The sequence below is a fragment of the Variovorax sp. dw_954 genome (assembly GCF_018449755.1).
Lineage (GTDB): Bacteria > Pseudomonadota > Gammaproteobacteria > Burkholderiales > Burkholderiaceae_C > Variovorax.
In genome coordinates this window covers 163,573-181,499 of the sequence record NZ_JAAVVD010000003.1, presented here as the reverse complement: position 1 = coordinate 181,499, position 17,927 = coordinate 163,573, and the positions used below count along the sequence as shown (strand labels likewise).

At 67.4% G+C, this 17,927-nt stretch carries 22 protein-coding genes and 1 pseudogene; 15 read left to right on the top strand and 8 right to left on the bottom strand.

From position 1 onward, the window contains the following. Positions 1-87 precede the first annotated feature (87 nt). From HB681_RS06965 to HB681_RS06955, 3 genes are read left to right on the top strand one after another with little or no spacing between them, the layout of a single operon-like run. A complete protein-coding gene (locus HB681_RS06965) occupies positions 88-513 on the top strand; it encodes a Cd(II)/Pb(II)-responsive transcriptional regulator (RefSeq protein ID WP_213954068.1) in 426 nt (141 codons plus the stop codon). Further along, entirely contained in the window at positions 510-1,109 is a 600-nt protein-coding gene (locus HB681_RS06960; protein ID WP_213954067.1) for a GNAT family N-acetyltransferase, read from the top strand. Before HB681_RS06965 ends, HB681_RS06960 begins: the two co-directional genes overlap by 4 nt. Further along, positions 1,088-1,591: a hypothetical protein gene (locus tag HB681_RS06955; protein ID WP_213954066.1), complete on the top strand. Its 504-nt coding sequence runs from the start codon at positions 1,088-1,090 to the stop codon at positions 1,589-1,591. The genes HB681_RS06960 and HB681_RS06955 overlap by 22 nt, the downstream gene beginning before the upstream one ends. Here the strand turns inward: HB681_RS06955 and HB681_RS06950 are convergent. Continuing rightward, on the bottom strand, positions 1,551-2,480 hold the full coding sequence (locus tag HB681_RS06950; RefSeq protein ID WP_213954065.1) for a pseudouridine synthase: 930 nt from the start codon (positions 2,478-2,480) through the stop codon (positions 1,551-1,553). The genes HB681_RS06955 and HB681_RS06950 overlap by 41 nt on opposite strands. 115 nt (positions 2,481-2,595) lie before the next feature. Here HB681_RS06950 and HB681_RS06945 point away from each other — a divergent pair, with 115 nt between their 5' ends. Genes HB681_RS06945 through HB681_RS06935 form a run of 3 tightly spaced genes read left to right on the top strand, consistent with a single transcriptional unit; the run spans position 2,596 to position 4,918 of the window. After that, a complete protein-coding gene (locus tag HB681_RS06945; protein ID WP_213954064.1) occupies positions 2,596-3,033 on the top strand; it encodes a universal stress protein in 438 nt (145 codons plus the stop codon). Continuing rightward, complete coding sequence (locus tag HB681_RS06940; protein WP_213954063.1) at positions 3,033-3,533, top strand: hypothetical protein; 501 nt, start codon at positions 3,033-3,035, stop codon at positions 3,531-3,533. Before HB681_RS06945 ends, HB681_RS06940 begins: the two co-directional genes overlap by 1 nt. Before the next feature lie 14 nt (positions 3,534-3,547). Then, a complete protein-coding gene (locus HB681_RS06935; RefSeq protein ID WP_213954062.1) occupies positions 3,548-4,918 on the top strand; it encodes a GAF domain-containing protein in 1,371 nt (456 codons plus the stop codon). On the opposite strand, the gene HB681_RS06930 is transcribed toward HB681_RS06935, so the two are convergent. Next, positions 4,919-5,665 (bottom strand): hemerythrin domain-containing protein, encoded by a 747-nt coding sequence (locus HB681_RS06930; RefSeq protein WP_213954061.1) that lies wholly within the window; start codon positions 5,663-5,665, stop codon positions 4,919-4,921. A 218-nt stretch (positions 5,666-5,883) separates the two neighbouring features. On the opposite strand from HB681_RS06930, the gene HB681_RS06925 reads away from it, so the two are divergent. From HB681_RS06925 to HB681_RS38690, 3 genes are read left to right on the top strand one after another with little or no spacing between them, the layout of a single operon-like run. Then, on the top strand, positions 5,884-6,585 hold the full coding sequence (locus HB681_RS06925) for a phosphatase PAP2 family protein (protein ID WP_213954060.1): 702 nt from the start codon (positions 5,884-5,886) through the stop codon (positions 6,583-6,585). Positions 6,586-6,645: 60 nt separating this feature from the next. Then, a complete protein-coding gene (locus tag HB681_RS06920) occupies positions 6,646-6,885 on the top strand; it encodes an acyl carrier protein (protein WP_213954059.1) in 240 nt (79 codons plus the stop codon). Then, positions 6,882-8,111, top strand: a complete 1,230-nt coding sequence (locus HB681_RS38690; protein ID WP_213954058.1) for a beta-ketoacyl-[acyl-carrier-protein] synthase family protein — start codon at positions 6,882-6,884, stop codon at positions 8,109-8,111. Before HB681_RS06920 ends, HB681_RS38690 begins: the two co-directional genes overlap by 4 nt. Positions 8,112-8,114: 3 nt before the next feature. Here the strand turns inward: HB681_RS38690 and HB681_RS06910 are convergent. After that, positions 8,115-8,255 (bottom strand): annotated as a pseudogene (locus HB681_RS06910) (tyrosine-type recombinase/integrase); the annotation flags it as partial. 140 nt (positions 8,256-8,395) lie between these two features. On the opposite strand from HB681_RS06910, the gene HB681_RS06905 reads away from it, so the two are divergent. The 6 genes from HB681_RS06905 to HB681_RS06880 all read left to right on the top strand — a co-directional run bounded on the left by HB681_RS06905 (position 8,396) and on the right by HB681_RS06880 (position 12,025). Next, a complete protein-coding gene (locus tag HB681_RS06905; protein ID WP_213954057.1) occupies positions 8,396-9,067 on the top strand; it encodes a dihydrofolate reductase family protein in 672 nt (223 codons plus the stop codon). Between the two features lie 136 nt (positions 9,068-9,203). Beyond that, entirely contained in the window at positions 9,204-9,674 is a 471-nt protein-coding gene (locus tag HB681_RS06900) for a cupin domain-containing protein (protein WP_213954056.1), read from the top strand. A 10-nt stretch (positions 9,675-9,684) separates the two neighbouring features. Further along, a complete protein-coding gene (locus HB681_RS06895; RefSeq protein WP_213954055.1) occupies positions 9,685-10,077 on the top strand; it encodes a DUF4345 family protein in 393 nt (130 codons plus the stop codon). Position 10,078: 1 nt separating this feature from the next. Then, entirely contained in the window at positions 10,079-10,708 is a 630-nt protein-coding gene (locus tag HB681_RS06890; protein WP_213954054.1) for a LysE family translocator, read from the top strand. Between the two features lie 327 nt (positions 10,709-11,035). Continuing rightward, entirely contained in the window at positions 11,036-11,440 is a 405-nt protein-coding gene (locus tag HB681_RS06885) for a hypothetical protein (protein ID WP_213954053.1), read from the top strand. 204 nt (positions 11,441-11,644) lie between these two features. Continuing rightward, positions 11,645-12,025, top strand: a complete 381-nt coding sequence (locus HB681_RS06880; protein WP_213954052.1) for a glutaredoxin domain-containing protein — start codon at positions 11,645-11,647, stop codon at positions 12,023-12,025. 81 nt (positions 12,026-12,106) lie between these two features. On the opposite strand, the gene HB681_RS06875 is transcribed toward HB681_RS06880, so the two are convergent. The 5 genes from HB681_RS06875 to HB681_RS06855 are packed head-to-tail and all read right to left on the bottom strand — an operon-like array spanning position 12,107 to position 17,760. Further along, positions 12,107-12,826, bottom strand: a complete 720-nt coding sequence (locus HB681_RS06875) for an ABC transporter ATP-binding protein (protein ID WP_213954051.1) — start codon at positions 12,824-12,826, stop codon at positions 12,107-12,109. Next, entirely contained in the window at positions 12,819-14,651 is a 1,833-nt protein-coding gene (locus HB681_RS06870) for a branched-chain amino acid ABC transporter ATP-binding protein/permease (RefSeq protein ID WP_213954050.1), read from the bottom strand. The genes HB681_RS06875 and HB681_RS06870 overlap by 8 nt, the downstream gene beginning before the upstream one ends. Continuing rightward, positions 14,648-15,508 (bottom strand): branched-chain amino acid ABC transporter permease, encoded by an 861-nt coding sequence (locus HB681_RS06865; protein WP_256354341.1) that lies wholly within the window; start codon positions 15,506-15,508, stop codon positions 14,648-14,650. Before HB681_RS06865 ends, HB681_RS06870 begins: the two co-directional genes overlap by 4 nt. Positions 15,509-15,518: 10 nt before the next feature. After that, positions 15,519-16,742: an amino acid ABC transporter substrate-binding protein gene (locus HB681_RS06860; protein WP_213954049.1), complete on the bottom strand. Its 1,224-nt coding sequence runs from the start codon at positions 16,740-16,742 to the stop codon at positions 15,519-15,521. A gap of 49 nt (positions 16,743-16,791) precedes the next feature. Then, on the bottom strand, positions 16,792-17,760 hold the full coding sequence (locus HB681_RS06855) for a VOC family protein (protein ID WP_213954048.1): 969 nt from the start codon (positions 17,758-17,760) through the stop codon (positions 16,792-16,794). Positions 17,761-17,927 lie beyond the last annotated feature (167 nt).

Here is a 17,927-nt window from a genome sequence, read left to right as displayed (position 1 = left end):
CGACTGGAGCGGGCATTTCACACCTTGGAGCCGCTCCAAGGTCAAGCGCGTAGCATGCGGAGAACGCACCAGCACGGAGCCACGGCCATGAAAATCAGCGAACTCAGCCGGGCGACCGGCGTCGACAGCGACACCATCCGCTACTACGAGAAGACGGGCCTGTTGCCCGCGCCCGCGCGCGAACCCAACGGCTACCGCGCCTACGGGCCGGAGCACCTGGAAGGCCTGTCCTTCGTGCGGCATTGCCGGGCGCTCGACATTCCCTTGGCCGACGTGGCCCGGCTGCTGGCCTTCAGCGCCGCACCCGGCGGCGACTGCGGCGACATCAACCGCCTCATCGACGACCAGATCGGCCGCGTGCGCGCCCGCCTCGCCAGCCTGCAGGCGTTGGAGGTGCAACTCACGCAATTGCGCAGCCGCTGCACCGAGCCGCACGAGGCCGCCGACTGCGGGATCCTCAACGAGCTCGTCTCCGCCGCGCACGGTGAAGCGTGCGCCTGCCATCCGACATGACCCCAGCCAGGACGATCGACACCCGCTTCCTCGACATCCACAACGCGTCGCCCGCCGAATGGGCCGCCTACCACCGCTACCGCAGGCTGCGCGCCAGCCAGGACACGCCGGATGAACCTGTGCTGGCCGACGCGGACTTCGAGCTTGCCGTGCGCAAGCGCTCCCCGCTCATCGAATCGCGCCGCTACGTCGCGCTGATCGACGGCGAGGTGGTTGGCAACCTGTTCATCGGCGCGCGCCGCAATGGCTCGCCCGACTACGAGACCTTTGCGCCCTTCCTCGACGCCGGTGGCGGCGTGCTGCACGAGCATCGCCGGCAGGGTGTCGCCACCGCCTTGCTGCGGCCGCTGCTGGATTTCATGGAAGCGCACGGGAAGCACACAGCCACCGCGAGCGCGGACCTGCCCGCAGGCCACGCCTTCCTCAGCGCCCTCGGCGCTACCGAGAAGCTGCGGATGATCGAGAACCGCCTGCCGCTGGCCGGGCTGGACTGGGCCGAACTGGCGCGCTGGAAGGCCGGCGTGGACGCGCCGGCGCTGGGCCTGCGCTGGAGATTCACGCGGGCCGGGTGCCGATGGACCGGCTTGCCGAACTGATGGGCCCCTTCACGGCCATCGTCGACGACATGCCCCAGGGCGCCGGCCCGTCGCTGCGCTTCGAACTGCAAGCCCACATCACCTGGTACGAGGAGATGGACCGCATCGGCAGCGAGCACTTCGTCGTCATGCTGGTCGACGGCAGGAACGAGGTGGCCGCGGTGTGCAACGCCCATTGGGACGCACGCTTTCCGGACCGGCTGTTCCAGGCCCTCACCGGCGTCACGAGACCGTGGCGCGGCAAGGGCCTGGCGAAGGCAATGAAGGCCGCCATGCTCGAGCTGGTGCACACACGCCATCTCGAGGTGCAGATGATCATCACCTCCAACGCCGAGATGAATGCGCCGATCCTGTCGATCAACCAGCGCCTGGGCTTCGCGGTGCACCGTTGCAACGGCCAGTACCAGCTGGACCGGCAGGCGTTGCGCGACTTCCTGGCGTTCAGGGCGACACCGGCCAGCCCGTCAACGAACGCGCACTGACGAACTCCCTCGCCATGCCGGTGAGCGGGTCGTCAAAGGCCAGCTTGCGCGCGAGCAATTGCATCGGCCGCGCCAGGTCGTCGGGGCCGAAGGGCTTGAGCACCGGGTAGATCTCGTCGTTGACGATCGGCATGCCGAGCGCGTTGCAATGCACGCGCAACTGGTGCTTGCGGCCGGTCACGGGCGACAGCCGCAGCCGCCCATGCTGCCCGCGCACTTCGAGCAACTCGATGTGCGTCTGCGAATTGGGCTCGCCAGGCGCCTCCTGCGTGCGCATGAAATGGGCGTCGGGCAACAGCCGGCTCTCATACGAAGCCGGCGCCGTGGCGCCGGACGGCCAATGCACGATGGCCTCGTATTCCTTGTGCATCGCACGATCGATGAACAGCCGCTGGTACTGCCCGCGCGAGGCCGGGTTGGCGGAGAACAGCACGAGGCCCGCAGTCGCCCGGTCGATGCGGTGCAGCGGCACCAGTGCGTCGATGCCGAGCGCCCGTTTCAAGCGCACCAGCAGGCTTTGCTGCAGGTACGGTCCGGAGGGCGTGACAGGCATGAAATGCGGCTTGTCCACGACGACCAGCTCGGCGTCTTGATGGAGCACCGTTTCGTACTCGGGCAGTTCGGGCTCCCTGCCGAGCGAGCGGTAGTAGAAAAGGCGCAGGCGCGGCTGGTAGCGCCGCGTGGGCGTGACCGGTTCGCCGCGCTCGTCGACCACCGTGAGCGCCGCGATGCGCTCCAGCCACGTACTGCGCGCGATCGCCGGAAAGCGCTCCACGAGAAAGTCCAGCATCGTCGGCCAGTCGCCTTCCGGCAGCGCCACCACGCTGGGCCCGACGCCGTCGCGCGTGGGCAAGGGCGCGACGGGGCGAGTCGATGGCGGGATGGGCATGGCGCCCACTCTATCGTCACATCGAGCGATCACCGCGCAGCCCACCGTCGCTTCATGGATGACGCCGCACGACAGCCGTCGTATCCTCATGCATCCACAGCTCCCGGGGAAAGCGATGATGAAGATTCTTCTGCCCATTGACGGCTCCGACGAGGCACTGGCCGCGGTGCGGCATGCGATCCGGCTCGTGGACGAAGGGCTGAAGGCAAGCTTCGTGGTGGCCAACGTGCAGGCGCCGGCCAACCTCTACGAGATGGTGTCGGCGCCCGACATCGGGGTGCTCGAAGAAGTGAGCACAAGCGCCGGCACGCACCTGCTGGCGTCGGCCGAGGCGCTGCTGCGGCACGCGGGCCTCGAATTCGAAAGTGAGGTCGGCACGGGCGACCCGGGCCACACGCTGGTGGACATGGCGGAAGGATTCGGCTGCGACATGATCATCATGCAGACCTCGGGCGCGAGCGACCTGCGCAGTGCGCTCGTGGGCTCGGTCTCTCATTCCGTGCTGCACGGCGCGAGCGTTCCGGTGATGCTGGTGAAGGCCGTCGGGGATTGATGGCTGCAGCCCCGCCCTGCGCGCTGCTCACGGCCGAGTTCATCGCGATGGTGAACCGCGGCGTGTCGACCGTGGTCGCGTCGCGCGACGCGGCCTTGCGGCCGAGCCTGATGCGGGCCATGGGCAGTTCCATCTCGATGGACGGCACGCGCATCACCGTGTTCCTGGCGCGCAGCCAGGGCAGGCAACTGTTGCTTGACGTGGCGTCCACCGGGCAGATCGCAGTGGTGTTCAGCGACCCGGGCAGCCACCGCACCCTGCAGGTGAAAGCAGGCGCGGTCGAGCTTCGCAACGCCGATGCGGGCGACACGGCCCTGCTGAGGCGCTACCTGCTCGCGATGGAGCGCGAGATCAGCGCCATCGGCTACCCGACCAGCGTGGTCGACGCCATGCTGGCCTGCCGGCTTGAAGACCTGGTGGCGATCAGCTTCTCGCCAGCCGCCGCCTTCGACCAGACGCCGGGCCCGCGCGCGGGCAGCGCATTGCCGGCGACGAACTGAACGCCGGCGCACCGATGACGATCCACGCCACAATCGAGCTGTCCGCGATCCGCGGCTGCCTCGAAGGCATGGTGCCGTCGATGATGGCGACCTGCGCGCAGGACGGCACGCCCAATGTCGCCTACCTGTCGCAGGTCTGCTATGTGGACGATCGCCACGTCGCCCTGTCCTTCCAGTTCTTCAACAAGACGCGCCAGAACATCCTGGCCAACCCGCACGCGGCGGCACTGGTGATGCATCCGCGCACCGCCGCCTTCTACCGGCTGCACCTGCAGTACCTGCGCACCGAAACCAGCGGCCCGACCTTCGAGAGCATGAAGGCGCAACTGGCGGGCATTGCCTCGCACTCCGGCATGGCGGGCGTCTTCAAGCTGCTGGGCGCCGACATCTACGAGGTGCTGTCCATCGAATGCGTGGACGGCTCGCCGTTGCCCGCGCCACCGGCGCCGGCGATCGGCCTGCTGGGTGCGCTGCGCCGTTCGGCCGAGCGGCTGATGCGCTGCAGCGGCACCGACGAACTGCTGCAGGCCACGCTCACCACCCTGCACGACCAGATGGACGTGCAGCATGCGATGGTGCTGATGCTGGACGCCAACGCGCACCGGCTCTACACGGTGGCCAGCGCGGGCTATGCGACCTCCGGCGTGGGCTCCGAGATCGAGATGGGCCACGGCGTGATCGGCGTCGCGGCACGCGAATGCACGCCGGTGCGCATCAGCCACATGACCAACGCGGCGAGCTACAGCCACGCGGTGCGCAGCAGCATGCAATTGCTGGAGCCGGGCCTGGCGCTCGACACCGACATCCCCTACCCCGGCCTGCCCGAGCCGCACAGCCAGCTGGCCGTGCCGATCGTCTCGACCGGCCGGCTGCTGGGCGTGCTTTTCGTCGAGAGTCCGCTGGACATGCGCTTCGGCTACGAGGACGAGGACGCGATGGTCGCCATTGCCGGGCAACTGGGCGCCGCGCTGGAATTGCTGCAGAACGCCGCGGAACCGGCCGGCGAGACGCCTTCCGTGCAGGACGCCGCGCCGCCGCGCGCGCAGCCAGCGCCCGGCGCAGCCGCGCTGGAGCTGCGGCACTACCGGGTCAACGACAGCGTGTTCATCGACGGGCAGTACCTGATCAAGGGCGTGGCCGGCGCCATCCTGTGGAAGCTGCTGCGCGACCACGCCGGCCACGGCCGCAGCGAGTTCAGCAACCGCGAGCTGCGGCTCGACCCGGGCATCGGCCTGCCCGACGTGGCCGACAACCTGGAGGCGCGCCTGGTGCTGCTGCAGCGCCGGCTGGTGGAGAACAGTCCCCACATCCGCATCGAGAAGACCGGGTGGGGACGCTTTCGGTTGCGCGTCGAGCGGGCCGTGAACCTGGTCGAGATGGGCTGATCAACAGCCTTCGAGTGGTCCGCGTTCCACCGGCAGGCCGAGGCTCTTCATCAGCGTGGTCCATTCCTGCTCGCGCAGATGCGGTCGCACCAATCCGAGCGCCGCCTCGAAGGCCGGCGCGGGCGCATGGGCCTGCATGTCGCCCAGCATCGCGGCGCGCTGGGCCGGGTTGATCCACGGCACCATCCAGCGCACGGCGAACATCATTTCATGCGGCGGAATCGAGGCCAGCAGGGCGTTGTGGATGTCGATCAGCTCCGCGTCCGTGTAGCGCGCCCACAGCACCGCGTTGTGCGCCGTTTCCTCGATGTACATGTGCTCGTAGTTGTGCGAGACAAAGAGCGACAACCGGCCGTAGAGCGTCGCCGCGGCCCGCGCCCGGTCCTCCGGCGCGCATTGCAGAAGGGCCGTGACCATTTCCCCGAGCAAGCGGATGTCACGCTCGTGCTCTTCATGCTCATGCGCGATGACGCCGCTCGCGCCCGGCGCACGCGCCTCCAGTGCAGGATGGATGAACTCGTTCTCGTGCGCCAGGTGCGAACGGCAGAAGTCGAGCAGTTCCATCACGCGCTGCGTGGTCTGCGCCAGTTCCAGCGCGTCGTCGCAGTCCATGCGGCCCACCGCCAGCAGCGTGTCTGCCATCAGCGCGCGCAGCCCCTTGTGAATGCCCGCATACAAATCGACGCGCGATGCATTTGCGGCCGCGGCCTGCGCCACTCGTTGCAGTTCGTCGAGGTCGTTCTTCATGGTGATCGGTCCTTCATTCAAGTGGGTGGAAGGCGGTGCCGGATGCGCCAGCCTTGCACGGAAGTCTAGGAACCGGCGCGCCGCAGCGCTGCTAAGAAATGCCTAAGGGATTACTCAGAATTTCTTAAATGGGCTTGGGCGCCCAAGGGGTTTGCATGCCACGCCGTCAGCTTGTTGTCGTGCGTTCGGCATATGCTCGGGCAGGCTCGACCACGCACATGAATCCATCGACAGACTCGTTTGGCATCCCCGCCCCACCGCCCTGGAAAGCCGAGATGTGGCTGCGCTTTCGCAGTTTGTTCTGGCTGAAGCTCGTGGGCACCACGACCTTCACCTGGCTCTTTTTCATCGGCTACTTCCACCTGCTGCGCCATCCGGTCAATTCCGTGACGGAGATGCCGCTGACCGCGCTGGACCACCTGATCCCGTTCGGACCTCAATGGCTGGGCGCGTACCTGTCGCTCTGGCTCTACGTGGGCGTTGCGCCCGGCTTGCAGCGCAACTTTGCCGAGCTTGTGGTCTATGGCCTCTGGGTGGGCGGGCTATGCCTGTCCGGCCTGGCCCTGTTCTACGTGTGGCCGACCGCGGTGCCCCCGCTGGCCTTCGACGTCTCGGGCTATGCCGGCTTTGCCATGCTGCAGGGCGTCGACGCGGCGGGCAACGCCTGCCCCTCGATGCATGTGGCGGCGGCCATGTTCACGGCCTTGCGGCTGGACGACGTGTTCCGGCAGGCGCGCACGCCGATCGCCTTCCGGCTGGCGAACGCACTCTGGTTCATGGCCATCGTGTATTCGACGCTGGCGGTCAAGCAGCACGTGGCGCTCGACGCCCTGGCCGGCGCGCTCCTGGGCCTGGCTTTCGCGCTGCCCTCGTTGCACTGGCGTCCCACCCCCCATCGGATGGAAGCCCTCACGGTCTGAACGGATATCATCCGTTATCAATGACTAACTGGCCTCGCTCGGTGGCCACGCGATACAGGCATGAGTTCGCTGAAAGAATTGCAGGAACTGATCCACGAGAAGTACGGGATCGACACTTCCACGCTCGACCCGACCACTTCCTTGCGCGACAAGGGATTTGATTCGCTGGCATTGGTGGAATTCGTGTTCGCGATCGAAGACAGGTTCGGCATCACCATGCCCGATGCCGACACCGACGTCGACACGCTGGCCAAGCTGGCCGATCTGGTCGACCAGCTCAAGGCCGCGCAGACAACGTGAACGTGCGGGTCGACGTCACCGGCCTGGGTGTGATGGCGCCGCATGGCGCGGACGCCCAGGCGATGTTCGAGGCACTGATGCGCGGCGAATCCGCGGTGCGGCCAGTCTTTCCGGAACTGCCCAAGCCCGCCGCCGCAGCCACCGTGGCCTTCGACGAGACGCGCTGGTTCACCAAGCTGCAACTGGCCGGCGTCGACCGGGTCAGCCAGCTTGCAGTGGCCGCGGCCGACCTGGCCACGCGCGATGCGGGCTTGTCCGACCGCAGCAACGAAATCCATGTCGACGCCGAGCGCATCGGCATCTACGCGGGCTGCGGCATGGGTGGGGCCACGGCGCTCGAGTCCGCCTACCGCAGTGGCGGACGTGTGCCGCCGCTGACCATCCCGGCCTTCATGCCCAACGCGCCCGCCTCGCACATCGCGCTGCGCCAGCGTGTGCAGGGGCCGGTGTTGACCTACTCCGTGGCCTGCGCCTCGTCCGCGATCGCCATTGCTGAAGCAGCCAAGGCGATACAGCGCGGCGAGATCGACGTGGCCATTGCCGGCGGCAGCGAGGCGCTGGTGGTGCCCGGCGTGGTGCTGGCCTGGCAGGCGATGCAGACGCTCGCCACCTTCCAGCCCGGCGAGGCGGCTTCGGCGGTGCGGCCTTTCGCGGCCGATCGCAGCGGCTTTGCGCTGGGCGAAGGGGCCGCGTTCATCGTGCTGGAATCGGCCGAGCGCGCCCGGGCGCGAGGCGCCCGCAGCTATGCGACGCTGGCCGGCTGGGGCATGAGCTGCGACGCCACGCACCTGACCAAGCCCGACGCCACGGGCCAGGCCCGCGCCATTCGCGCCGCGCTGAAACAGGCCGGGCTGCAGCCCCGGGACGTCGGGTACTGCAACGCACACGGCACGGCCACGCGCATCGGCGACGTGGTGGAGCGCGATGCGCTGGCTTCCGTCTGGGGTGAGGACGAGGCCTTTGGCGATCTGCGCGTGAGTTCGACCAAGGCCTTGCACGGCCACCTGCTCGGCGCGGCTGGCGCACTGGAAGCCGTCGTGACGGTGCTGGCGCTGCACCACCGAGCGTTGCCGCCCAATGCGAACTGCGCCACCGTCGAGCCGGCATGCGGCGGCCTGAACCTGGTGCGCGAGCCCGGCGCCAGCGCGCCGCGGCTGGAAGCGGCCATCAGCAATTCGTTCGCGTTCGGCGGGACGAACTCGGTGCTGGTGTTCACCAGGAAGTGATCTTCAGAGGGTGTCGAGCGGGCTAAGCACGCCGCGCCCGCCCTTGTTGAGCACGTGCGGGTAGATCATGGTGGTGCTCACGGCACTGTGGCCGACCAGATCCTGGACCGTCCGGATGTCGTAGCCGGCCTGGAGGATGTGTGACCTGCCCCCTCCCGCCATGCCATTCATAACGAGGAAGTCCGGGGTTGGCGATGCGCTATGAGTCGACAGGGTAGCCAAAACTGCGCGCGACATTAAAGTCGGCGAACGAGCCACCCGCTGAGGACAGGAGCGTTTCCATCATGGCCAGAAAACTCATCGCATCCACATTCGCCTCGCTCGACGGAATCATGCAGGCGCCGGGCGGGCCGGAGGAAGACCCCACGGGTGGGTTCAGCCTTGGCGGCTGGATGTTCAGCTACGCGGACGACAGCATGGACATCTCCGAGGCAGGCTTCGACGGAAAGGATCGCGAGCTGGTGCTGGGGCGCAAGACCTATCAGATCTTCGAGGCGTACTGGCCCTACCAGCCAGACGACAACCCGATCGCGAAGACGCTCAATGCAGCAAGAAAGCATGTGGCTTCGCGCACGCTGACAACGCTGCACTGGAACAACTCGGTCCTGCTCGATGCAGACGTGGTCCCGGCGATCACCGCGCTCAAGGCCTCGCCGGGCCCGGACCTCCAGATGATCGGCAGCGGCGACCTGATTCAAACGCTGCAGGCCGCTTCGTTGATCGACGAGTACAACGTGTGGACCTTTCCGGTGGTGCTGGGACGAGGCAAGCGGCTCTTCGGCGAGACGGCCAGGCCATCGGCGCTTCGGCTTGTCCGGTCGAAGCTCTCGACGAGCGGCGTGGTGATGAGCACCTATTTGCCGAGCGGCGATATAGAGCCCGGTTCGTTCGCGAGCGCCGCGCCGAGCGAGAGGGAACTGGCTCGACGCGAGAGGATGGCGAAGGGGATCTGGTGAATCCCGACCCCGGCCCACTCCCGCGCGCGGGAGTGGGAGTGAAGGGAGTGAAGGGGGTGAACGCCCTCTTGCGCGGCCCGGTGCCGAACGCATACTTCCTTCGCGAATATCCGCACGCGAAGAAAGGATGGTCTGCATGCGCCTTCACAGGACAACCCTGGGTCTACTCATTGCCGTTGCATTCGTTGCCGGCATCGTCGTCGCACCGACGGCCCATCACCTGATCGGCGAGGCGCATGCGCAGGCGGCGCCGTTGCAGCCGATGGTGATCGACCTGATGGCGATCAAGCATGGCGACCTGCCCACAACGCCGCTGCCCGAGATGAACTCCAAGGGCCTGGTGAGCACCGACAACGCCACCATCGCGATCCAGTCCGGCAACGTCGCCAAGCACAACCATCCGAAGACGGATGAGATCCAGTACATCATCGAGGGAACCGGCGCGATGTGGCTCGGCAATGAACGCAAGGAGTTCAAGCCGGGCACGCTGATCATCATTCCCAAAGGCATGGCGCATGGCGGTTCGATCGTGACGAGCGGACCGGTCAAGGCGATTGCGATCAAGATACCGCCGCAGCCGAAGGACGACACGGTCTTCATGAACTGAGTCCCGCGCCATGCCCGACAGCGAAGCGCTGCTCGCGAGCCAATGGGTCGTGCGCATCGGATTGTTCCTGGTGGCGGCAATTGCCATGGCCGGGGGCACCTTGCAGATGGTGCTGGGCCAGCCGCACACCGAGCCACGGCTGGACAACGTGCACCGCTTCATGGCCGGGGTGTACTTCTCGACGGGGCTCATCAGCCTCTGGGCCGGCATCACGATCCGGCAGCAAGGAACCCTGGTCTACCTGCTGGCGCTGGGCGTGCTGCTGGCCGGTTGCGGGCGACTGCTGTCGATCAGCAAGGTCGGGTTGCCGAAGCCGGCCGCGGTCTGGCTGGGCTATCTCGTTCCGGAACTGGTGCTGCCCTTCGTCATCGCCGGTGCGCACTACGCCGGTCACGGAGTCTGAGATGTTCCCCACCGAAGTCCTCGCCGCCTACCTCTTCGCCGTGCTGCTGGTCGTGATCGCGCCAGGGCCGGACAACATCCTCGCGATCAGCCGCGGGCTCAGCCAGGGGCGGAGCGCGGCGGTGCTTTCATCGATTGGCGCTGGGCTGGGCATCATGGTCCACACCACGGCCGCGGCGCTGGGGCTGACGCTGGTGATCCAGGCGTCGCCTGCAGCCTTCTGGGCGGTCAAATTGATTGGCGCGGCCTACCTGCTGTGGCTGGGGTTCAAGGCGCTGGCCTCGCGCAATCTGATCTCCTTCACGCCGGCCGCGCGGCAGAGCCTTCCGCGCGTGTTCGCGACGGGGCTTCTGTCGAACGTGCTCAACCCGAAGCCGGGGCTGTTCGTGCTGGCGTTCATCCCGCAGTTCGTCAGCGCGTCGCGCGGCTCGGTGACGGTGCAGATGCTGGTCTACGGCGCGATCTTCGCGGTGGTGACGGCCATCATCTTCTCGGTGCTGGGCAGCTATGCGGCCAGGCTGTCCGGATGGCTGGAGCGACGGCCGAAGGCGACGAGCTGGCTCAACTTCGGGGCGGGGGCGACGTTTGTCGCTTCGGGGGTGTCGATACTGGTGCTGGGGAATCGGCGCTGAGGGGCGCGGCGGCGGGGCATGCCCTCAATCCGGCCCTCTCCCGCAGGCGGGAGACGGGGTAGCCACCGTGCGCCATCACAAGCCCTCCCGGTCAGCAAGTGCACAGCAAAGTCGCGACCCATTCAGGGTCCGGTACATCACCCATTCGCGGTACATGAAAGCACGAGTGCATCACGCCTGATACACCGCGCCGCCATTGCGCCACGGAAAGTGACAAAAGTCACATGACCCCTATGCAGCCTGCACTCCTTCAAAGAGGACAGGACGACTAAATTTGCCCGCACCCAAGTCGCGCAACCGGCGCGAATCCACTTCGGAGCACGGCCCATGAAACTCTCTTCGCGCTTCCTGTTCTGGACGACCTGCATGCTGTCGCTGGTGGCAGCACTCGGCGCACTGCTGCATCCGATCCCGGCGGTCGCCGAAGACCGCACTTACCTGAACAAGGGCGAGATCCAGGAAAGCCTGGTCGGCAAGGCGATCCTGTCGAAGAACCTGCAGAGCGGCGCGGTGTCACATTGGGCCTACCACGCGGACGGCACGGTCGACGCGTCGCGCTCCGGCATGGGCAAGGCCAGCGGCACCTGGGCCATTCGCGACGACGGGCAGATGTGTGTGACGATGGTCAAGCGCACGGGCTGCCGCTACTGGTTCCGCAAGGGTGACACGCTGGCCAACGCGGACACCAATTCGCCTGGCGCGCCGGTCGTGGCGGAAGTGCTCTTCGAGTAAGGCGCTTTCAGGCGCCGGCCGGGCGCCAGAGGGCCAACAGCGACGGACCCGTGGCCGGGTCGGTGTCGCACGGGAAAGTGACAAGGCGGCGGCAACGGCACGCGATGCAAACGGAGGTCGCGGACGCCAAAATGCTGCCTGCTGCCGCCACCCAGGCGCTCGCGTCTGCGCGCGGCACAGTCACTCAACCCCTGAAAGCCGCCCATGCCCCGCCCCGTCCTCGACGAAGCCCACATCCACCCCGCCATCCGTACCAAGGTGGCCGAGAGCCGCCAGACCCTCGTGCGCGAGGTCGTGGCCGCGATCGCTTCCAACGACGTGGTCGTGGTGGGCATGGCGATGAACCCGCATCCCCGGAGAGCGCGCAAGGCGCTGGACCAGGCCGGGCAAGCCTACAAGTACCTGGAGTACGGCAGCTACCTGAGCCAGTGGCGCGACCGCAATGCGCTCAAGATCTGGACCGGCTGGCCGACCTTCCCGATGGTCTTCGTCAAGGGCGTGCTGGTCGGCGGCGCGACCGAGGTGCAGAAGCTGATCGACAGCGGCGAATTGAAGACCTTGCTGCAGCGCGGCGCGCCGAGTTGAGAGCGGGGGGATCGCGTCGAGATGGCAAAGCCACATCGACTCGAGAACCCCCAGCGCCGGGCCAAGCCCGGCCCGCCCCCATCAAGCGCTCGCGGCCTCCAGCCCAAGATAGGCACGTCGCAATTCCGGCCGCGCCATCAGCTCATCGGGCGGCCCGACCGCCACGATGCGCCCCTCTTCCAGCACGGCGGCCTGCTGTGCAATCGCCAGCGCCATGCTGACGTTCTGCTCCACCAGCAGGACGGAGATGCCGTCCTGGTGGATGCGACGTATCGCCTCGAACATGTCGAGCACGATGCTCGGCGCCAGGCCGAGCGAGGGCTCGTCGAGCAGGAGCAGCCGGGGCTGCGCCATCAGCGCGCGGGCGATGGCCACCATCTGCTGCTGGCCGCCGGACAGCGCACCGGCCGGCTGCGACAGCTTTTCGGCGAGCACGGGGAACAGCTCGCACACGCGAGCCAGCGAACGCGCACGCTCGCGCCGCGCCGCGGGCAGGTAGCTGCCGATCTCCAGGTTCTCGCGCACCGTCATCCCGGTGAACAGCCGACGCCCTTCCGGCACCAGCGCAATGCCCCGCGCGCAGAAGCGATGCGGCGCCAGCCGCGAGATGTCCTGCCCCTCGAACACCATGCGCCCGGCGCCGATGCGGTGCAGCCCGGCAATGGCATGGATCAGCGTGCTCTTGCCGGCGCTGTTGGGGCCGACGACGCAGAGCAGTTCGCCAGCGCCAATGCTCAGCGACACATCCCACAGCGCAACCGCCTGGCCGTAGGCGACGCGGATCGAATGCAGCTCAAGCATGGGCCGGCTCCGGGTCGAAGCCCGCTGCTGTCGGCAAACCCGCTTCCTTCGCCTGGCCGAGATAAGCCGCGACCACGGCGGGCCGCTGCATCACCTCGGCCGGCAGGCCTTCGGCCAGCACTTCGCCACGGTTGAAGATCACGACGCGGTCGCACAGCGCCATCACCGCACGCATGACGTGCTCGACGAAGACGATGGTCGCGCCCTGGTCGCGGATGCGCCGGATCAGCGCCACGGCCTCGTCGATCTCCGAAGGCGTGAGGCCGGACAGCACCTCGTCCAGCATCAGGATCCGCGGCCGCGCGGCCAGGGCGCGGGCGAATTCCAGGAACTTGCGCTGGTGCAGGTTGAGTTCGGCCGGCAACGCATGGGCCCGCCCGGTCAGGCCGGTGAAGGCCAGCCACTGCCAAGCCTCGTCCTCGGCCGCGCGGCGGTCCAGCGATGCGGCGCCGAACATCGCCGGCAGCGCCACGTTCTGCAGCACCATGAGGTGCGCGAAGGGCCGCGGGATCTGGTAGGTGCGGGCCATGCCGCCATGCGCGATGCGGTGGGCCGGGATGCCGGAGATGCGCCGTCCCGCGAACTCGATGTTGCCCGCGCTCACCGCATAGTGGCCGCTGGCGACGTTGATGAAAGTCGACTTGCCCGACCCGTTGGGCCCAAGCAGGCCAAGGATCTCGCCCTGCCGCACTTCCAGGTCCACGCCGCGCAGCGCCTGCACACCTTTGAAGGACTTGTGCACGCCCTGTGCGCGCAACAGCACCTCGCCGGTCTGCGGCGCGGGCGATGCGGGCTGCGTCAGCGATCTTGCGGAGGCCATATCCGCTTCTGACACGGGTTGCGTCGTCGACATTGCAGCGACCTTGCGCCCCGCTGTCGCAGGCCCGCGCCGCGCCCCCCACCACTTCAGCGCCTGCCCCAGCAAGCCCTCCGGCATGAACAGGATCACGACGATCAGCACCAACCCCGTCAGCCCCTTGCCGATGACCGCGCTCTCGCTGCCGGTGAAGGCATAGAGCAGCAGCGTGATCGCGGTAGCGCCGACGATCGGCCCGGCCCAATGGCGCGTGCCGCCCAGCACCGCCATCAGGATGACGGTGAGCGGCATCGCGATGGTGAAGGTGTCGCCGGTCGTCACGTACGAGATGAACAGCGCATGCACGCCGCCCACCAAGCCGGCCAGCCCGCAGGAGAGCGCGAAGGCGCCCAGCTTGTAGCGGAAAGTGGGCACGCCCATCACTTCCGCCACGTCCTCGTCGTCATGGATGGCAAACAGGCCGGTGCCGAAGCGCGAGCCATGCACGACCAGCGCCGCCACCACCGCGAGCAGCGCGCCAGCCAGCGCAAGCAGGTAGAAGGTGCCCGATGCCGTCGGCCCGATCGCCGGCACCGCAACGCCGGCCATCGACACGCCCGGCCCGCCATCGATCGGCGTGTTGAGGATGATCGTGGCCACCACGAAGGTCGCGGCCAGCGTCAGCAGCGAGAACAGCTCCGCGCGAACGGCCTGCACGCGGAACGCGACGGCGCCAAGCAGCGAGCCGAACAGCGCGGCAGCCACGGCCGCTGCCGGCAAGGTCCAGAGGAAGGGCACGTCGAAGCGCGTCGCCAGCGTGGCCGTGGTGTACATGCCGATGCCGAAGAACGCGCCATGCCCGAAGGAGAAGTACCCCGAGTAACCCGAGAGCAGGTTCCACGAGGTCGCCAGCGCGATCCAGTGCAGCACCAGGTAGAGGATGGATTCATAGAAGGCGGGCAGGCGCAGCCACGGGACCACGGCCAACACCGCGCCCACGGCGAACAGCAGCAACAGCGAACGCCTCAAGCCACCCTCCCCGGCCGCGCCAGCAGCACGGCCATCAGCAGCGAGAAGGACACCAGCGGCGCCCACGAAGGCGCGGTGACGGCCATGGTGACCGCCTCCGTCACACCGATGATGCAGCCGGCGATGAGCGGCCCCAACGGCCGGCCCAGCCCACCCAGCATGACCGCCGCGAAGACCACGCCGATCCACGCGTAGATCTGCGAAGGCGACATCGTGTAGGCCAGCGCGATGCACACGCCCGCCACGCCGGCGAGCGCCGCGTTCAGGCCCGAGAGCATCAGGGCCAGCGCATTCTGGTTCACGCCGAAGGCCGCGGCGATCGGCGCGTCTTCCGCCGCGGCGCGCATCGCCTTGCCGAGGTCGGTGCGGCTCATCACGAGCCACACCGCGAATGAAATCCCGACGCCCAGGCCCAGCGTGATCAGTTCCGGCACCGGCAGGAACAGCGGTCCGAGCCGCAGCTTGTGCTCCGCGTAACTCGATTCGAGCTTGCGAAAGTCTGCAGTCCACACCCACTGGATCAGCGCTTCGATGATCACCGTCACGCCGAAGGTCACGAGCAGCGAGTTGAACGGACTCACGCGGAAGCGCGTCAGCAGCGCGTGCAAGGCCACCCCCAGCACGAAGAACAGCGGCACGATGATCGCGAGCGTGAGCAGCGGGTCCATGCCGAACCGGCTCGACAGCTCGTAGGTCAGGTACGCACCCAGGAAGGCCAGTGCGAAATGCGCCAGGTTGATCTGCCGCAGCAGGCCCCACGACAGGCTCAGGCCCAGTCCCAGCAAGCCGTAGAGCGCGCCGGTGAACAGGCCTGCAAGAACCGACTGGGCCAGCAGCGTGGCGCTGGGAAGGTTCATCCGGGCTCGGCTACGTGCTTCGGGTCACCAGCTTCGCGCCGGGCGCGGCCCACTCGGGCGGCCAGACCGTCACCCACTTGCCGTTCTGCACTTGCTTCACCTTGCTCAGGTCGGCGCCGAAGTTGCCGCGCTCGTTGAAGCGCAGCTTGCCCTGGATGGTGTCGACCTGGTTCGCCTTGAGCCAGGCGGCCATCGCCTTGTCGTCGATGCCCTTGGTGGCGACCACCGCCGCCTCGATGAGTTGCCAGGCGGTGAACGAGGCCGCGGCCTGCGTCTCGACGGTCGTGTCCGGCAGGTTGGCTTGCGTGGCACGCTCGCGGTAGACCTTCACGAACTCGGCGGCGGCAGGGTTGCTGGTGAACGGCGGATGGTCCTCGAAGATCGTCATCGAGAGCGCACCGTTGGCCTCCGGCGCCTTCAGCATCGGCGCCGGAGAAGGGAAGTGATAGAAGTGCAGGCGCGGCGCATAGTCGATCTTCTTCATCGCATCGAGCAGTTGCGTGCCCTCCAGGCCGATCGCGCCGGTCCAGATGAAATCCGGGTTCGCTTCCTTGATGCGCCCGGCGATCGGGCCGTAGTCGCGGTTGCCGAAGTCCCATTCGAGGAACAGCACTTCATTCAGTCCGCGCTGCTTCGCCACCTCGCGCGCGCCCAGCGCAACGAAGTGCACCGACGGGAACTTGCTCGTGACCACCGCGATGGTCTTCGGCGGCTGCGCCGTCTTGTTGAGCGCGTCCAGCACCAGCGCCGGCAAGGTCTTCTCCGGGTCCGGCCCGATCGACCAGGCCGGGAACTGTTGCGCGTACTTCGCCAGGTTCGGGATGCCGAAGGTGTGGTGCACCAGCGTCTTGTTGTAGCGCTCCGCCACGCCCATCGCCGCCAGGATGTTGCCCGTCGCGTAGGGGCCGATCAGCAGGTCGACCTTGTCGGAGGTGACGAGTTGCTCGTAGAGCGTGCGCGCCAGGTCGGTCTTCGACTGGTCGTCCTTCAGCACCCATTCCACTGGCCGGCCGAGCAGGCCGCCGCGCTTGTTGAGCCCGTCGACATAGATCTCGCCAGTGAGCTTGTGCACCAGGCCCGTCGCCGACAGCGGTCCCGTGAGCGCCAGCGTGCCGCCGATGCGAATCGGCGCGCCCGCGGGCTGCGCCCCGGCGTTGCCCCCGAGCAGCGAACTCGCGCCGAGCGCGCCGATCGAGCCGGCAGCGGCCACGAATGAACGACGGTCCATGGTCATGCTTGTCTCCTTGAAATGGGGGAATGCGGCCTGTTCGACCGCGCGGGCTTCAGCCCTGGATCTCGAAATTGGTGACGAACTCTTCCGGCACCTTCGGACCCCAGGCGTAGAACGAGTCCTCCGGCGGGTGGTCCGCCGAGGTCCAGTCGAAGTCGCCGGGCACGTAGTCGATGTCGAAGGAGTACTCGGCGTAGCTGCCCCACGGGTCACGCACGTAGTAGAAATAGTTGGAGCCCAGCACATGCCGGCCCACGCCCCAGCCCTCGGTGTGGCCAGCCGCAAGCATCTGCTCCATGCCGCGCCCCACCTCGTCGACGCTGCCCACGTCCCAGCTCGAATGATGCAGGCCCGGTCCGTTCGACTTGGCCATCGCGATCATGTGATGGTCGCTGCCATGCGCACCATGCAGGAACACGATGATGTCGGCCGAGCGGTCGGAGACGCGCAGGCCCAGCGCCTTCTCATAGAAGTCCGCGGCGGCGGCGACGTCCGGCGAAAACAGCAGCACATGCGACAAGCGGCGTGGATGCACCTTGGGAATGCGCGAGCGCGCGAGCGATGCGCCCGTACCCACCGGCACCGGGTCCGCCACGATGGGTGTGCTGCGCGCATCCGCCATGCTCTTCGGCCCCACCACGACCTGCACCGGAAAGCCGTCCGGATGCATGAGCCAGAGGCCTTCGTCGTTGCCCAGTGGATGCGGCGCGCAGGGCGGGAGTTTCAGTTCATCGATGCGTGCGGCGATGGCGTCGAAGTCCTCGGCAAAACAGGCAAAGCGCAGGTACTGCAGCTTCTTCGGCCCCGGCGCCTGGAAGACTGACCCCCACGTGTGCGGATGGCCGCAGGTGCGCAGGTCGAGCTGGCCGTTCGTACGCCGCAACTGCAGGCCGAAGGCATCGTAGAAGCGCACCGCCGTGTCGAGGTCCGGCACGGTGAAGACGAAGCGGTCCAGCGAGTGGACGCCGTGGACGCTGGCGCGTTCAGCGGACTTCTGTGTGCGTAGCTGGAGACCTGTCATCTGCCTCTTCCCGGTGGTCGCGCCCACCTCGATGAAAACAATTTGATTCGCCAATCAAACTATATCGACGGGAAGTTTTGGGATGGCTAGGGTTAACAATTAGCAACAGTAGTGCCCGCAGCCCCGATGTGGGACGCCGGTTTTCCATCGTCGGACGCGCGACAACA

Bases quoted from the DNA above. Each gene is read 5' to 3' on its own strand.
- HB681_RS06965 (WP_213954068.1), top strand. From the start codon at position 88: ATGAAAATCAGCGAACTCAGCCGGGCGACCGGCGTCGACAGCGACACC.
- HB681_RS06960 (WP_213954067.1), top strand. From the start codon at position 510: ATGACCCCAGCCAGGACGATCGACACCCGCTTCCTCGACATCCACAAC.
- HB681_RS06955 (WP_213954066.1), top strand. From the start codon at position 1,088: ATGGACCGGCTTGCCGAACTGATGGGCCCCTTCACGGCCATCGTCGAC.
- HB681_RS06950 (WP_213954065.1), bottom strand. From the start codon at position 2,480: ATGCCCATCCCGCCATCGACTCGCCCCGTCGCGCCCTTGCCCACGCGC.
- HB681_RS06945 (WP_213954064.1), top strand. From the start codon at position 2,596: ATGATGAAGATTCTTCTGCCCATTGACGGCTCCGACGAGGCACTGGCC.
- HB681_RS06940 (WP_213954063.1), top strand. From the start codon at position 3,033: ATGGCTGCAGCCCCGCCCTGCGCGCTGCTCACGGCCGAGTTCATCGCG.
- HB681_RS06935 (WP_213954062.1), top strand. From the start codon at position 3,548: ATGACGATCCACGCCACAATCGAGCTGTCCGCGATCCGCGGCTGCCTC.
- HB681_RS06930 (WP_213954061.1), bottom strand. From the start codon at position 5,665: ATGAAGAACGACCTCGACGAACTGCAACGAGTGGCGCAGGCCGCGGCC.
- HB681_RS06925 (WP_213954060.1), top strand. From the start codon at position 5,884: ATGAATCCATCGACAGACTCGTTTGGCATCCCCGCCCCACCGCCCTGG.
- HB681_RS06920 (WP_213954059.1), top strand. From the start codon at position 6,646: ATGAGTTCGCTGAAAGAATTGCAGGAACTGATCCACGAGAAGTACGGG.
- HB681_RS06905 (WP_213954057.1), top strand. From the start codon at position 8,396: ATGGCCAGAAAACTCATCGCATCCACATTCGCCTCGCTCGACGGAATC.
- HB681_RS06900 (WP_213954056.1), top strand. From the start codon at position 9,204: ATGCGCCTTCACAGGACAACCCTGGGTCTACTCATTGCCGTTGCATTC.
- HB681_RS06895 (WP_213954055.1), top strand. From the start codon at position 9,685: ATGCCCGACAGCGAAGCGCTGCTCGCGAGCCAATGGGTCGTGCGCATC.
- HB681_RS06890 (WP_213954054.1), top strand. From the start codon at position 10,079: ATGTTCCCCACCGAAGTCCTCGCCGCCTACCTCTTCGCCGTGCTGCTG.
- HB681_RS06885 (WP_213954053.1), top strand. From the start codon at position 11,036: ATGAAACTCTCTTCGCGCTTCCTGTTCTGGACGACCTGCATGCTGTCG.
- HB681_RS06880 (WP_213954052.1), top strand. From the start codon at position 11,645: ATGCCCCGCCCCGTCCTCGACGAAGCCCACATCCACCCCGCCATCCGT.
- HB681_RS06875 (WP_213954051.1), bottom strand. From the start codon at position 12,826: ATGCTTGAGCTGCATTCGATCCGCGTCGCCTACGGCCAGGCGGTTGCG.
- HB681_RS06865 (WP_256354341.1), bottom strand. From the start codon at position 15,508: ATGAACCTTCCCAGCGCCACGCTGCTGGCCCAGTCGGTTCTTGCAGGC.
- HB681_RS06860 (WP_213954049.1), bottom strand. From the start codon at position 16,742: ATGACCATGGACCGTCGTTCATTCGTGGCCGCTGCCGGCTCGATCGGC.
- HB681_RS06855 (WP_213954048.1), bottom strand. From the start codon at position 17,760: ATGACAGGTCTCCAGCTACGCACACAGAAGTCCGCTGAACGCGCCAGC.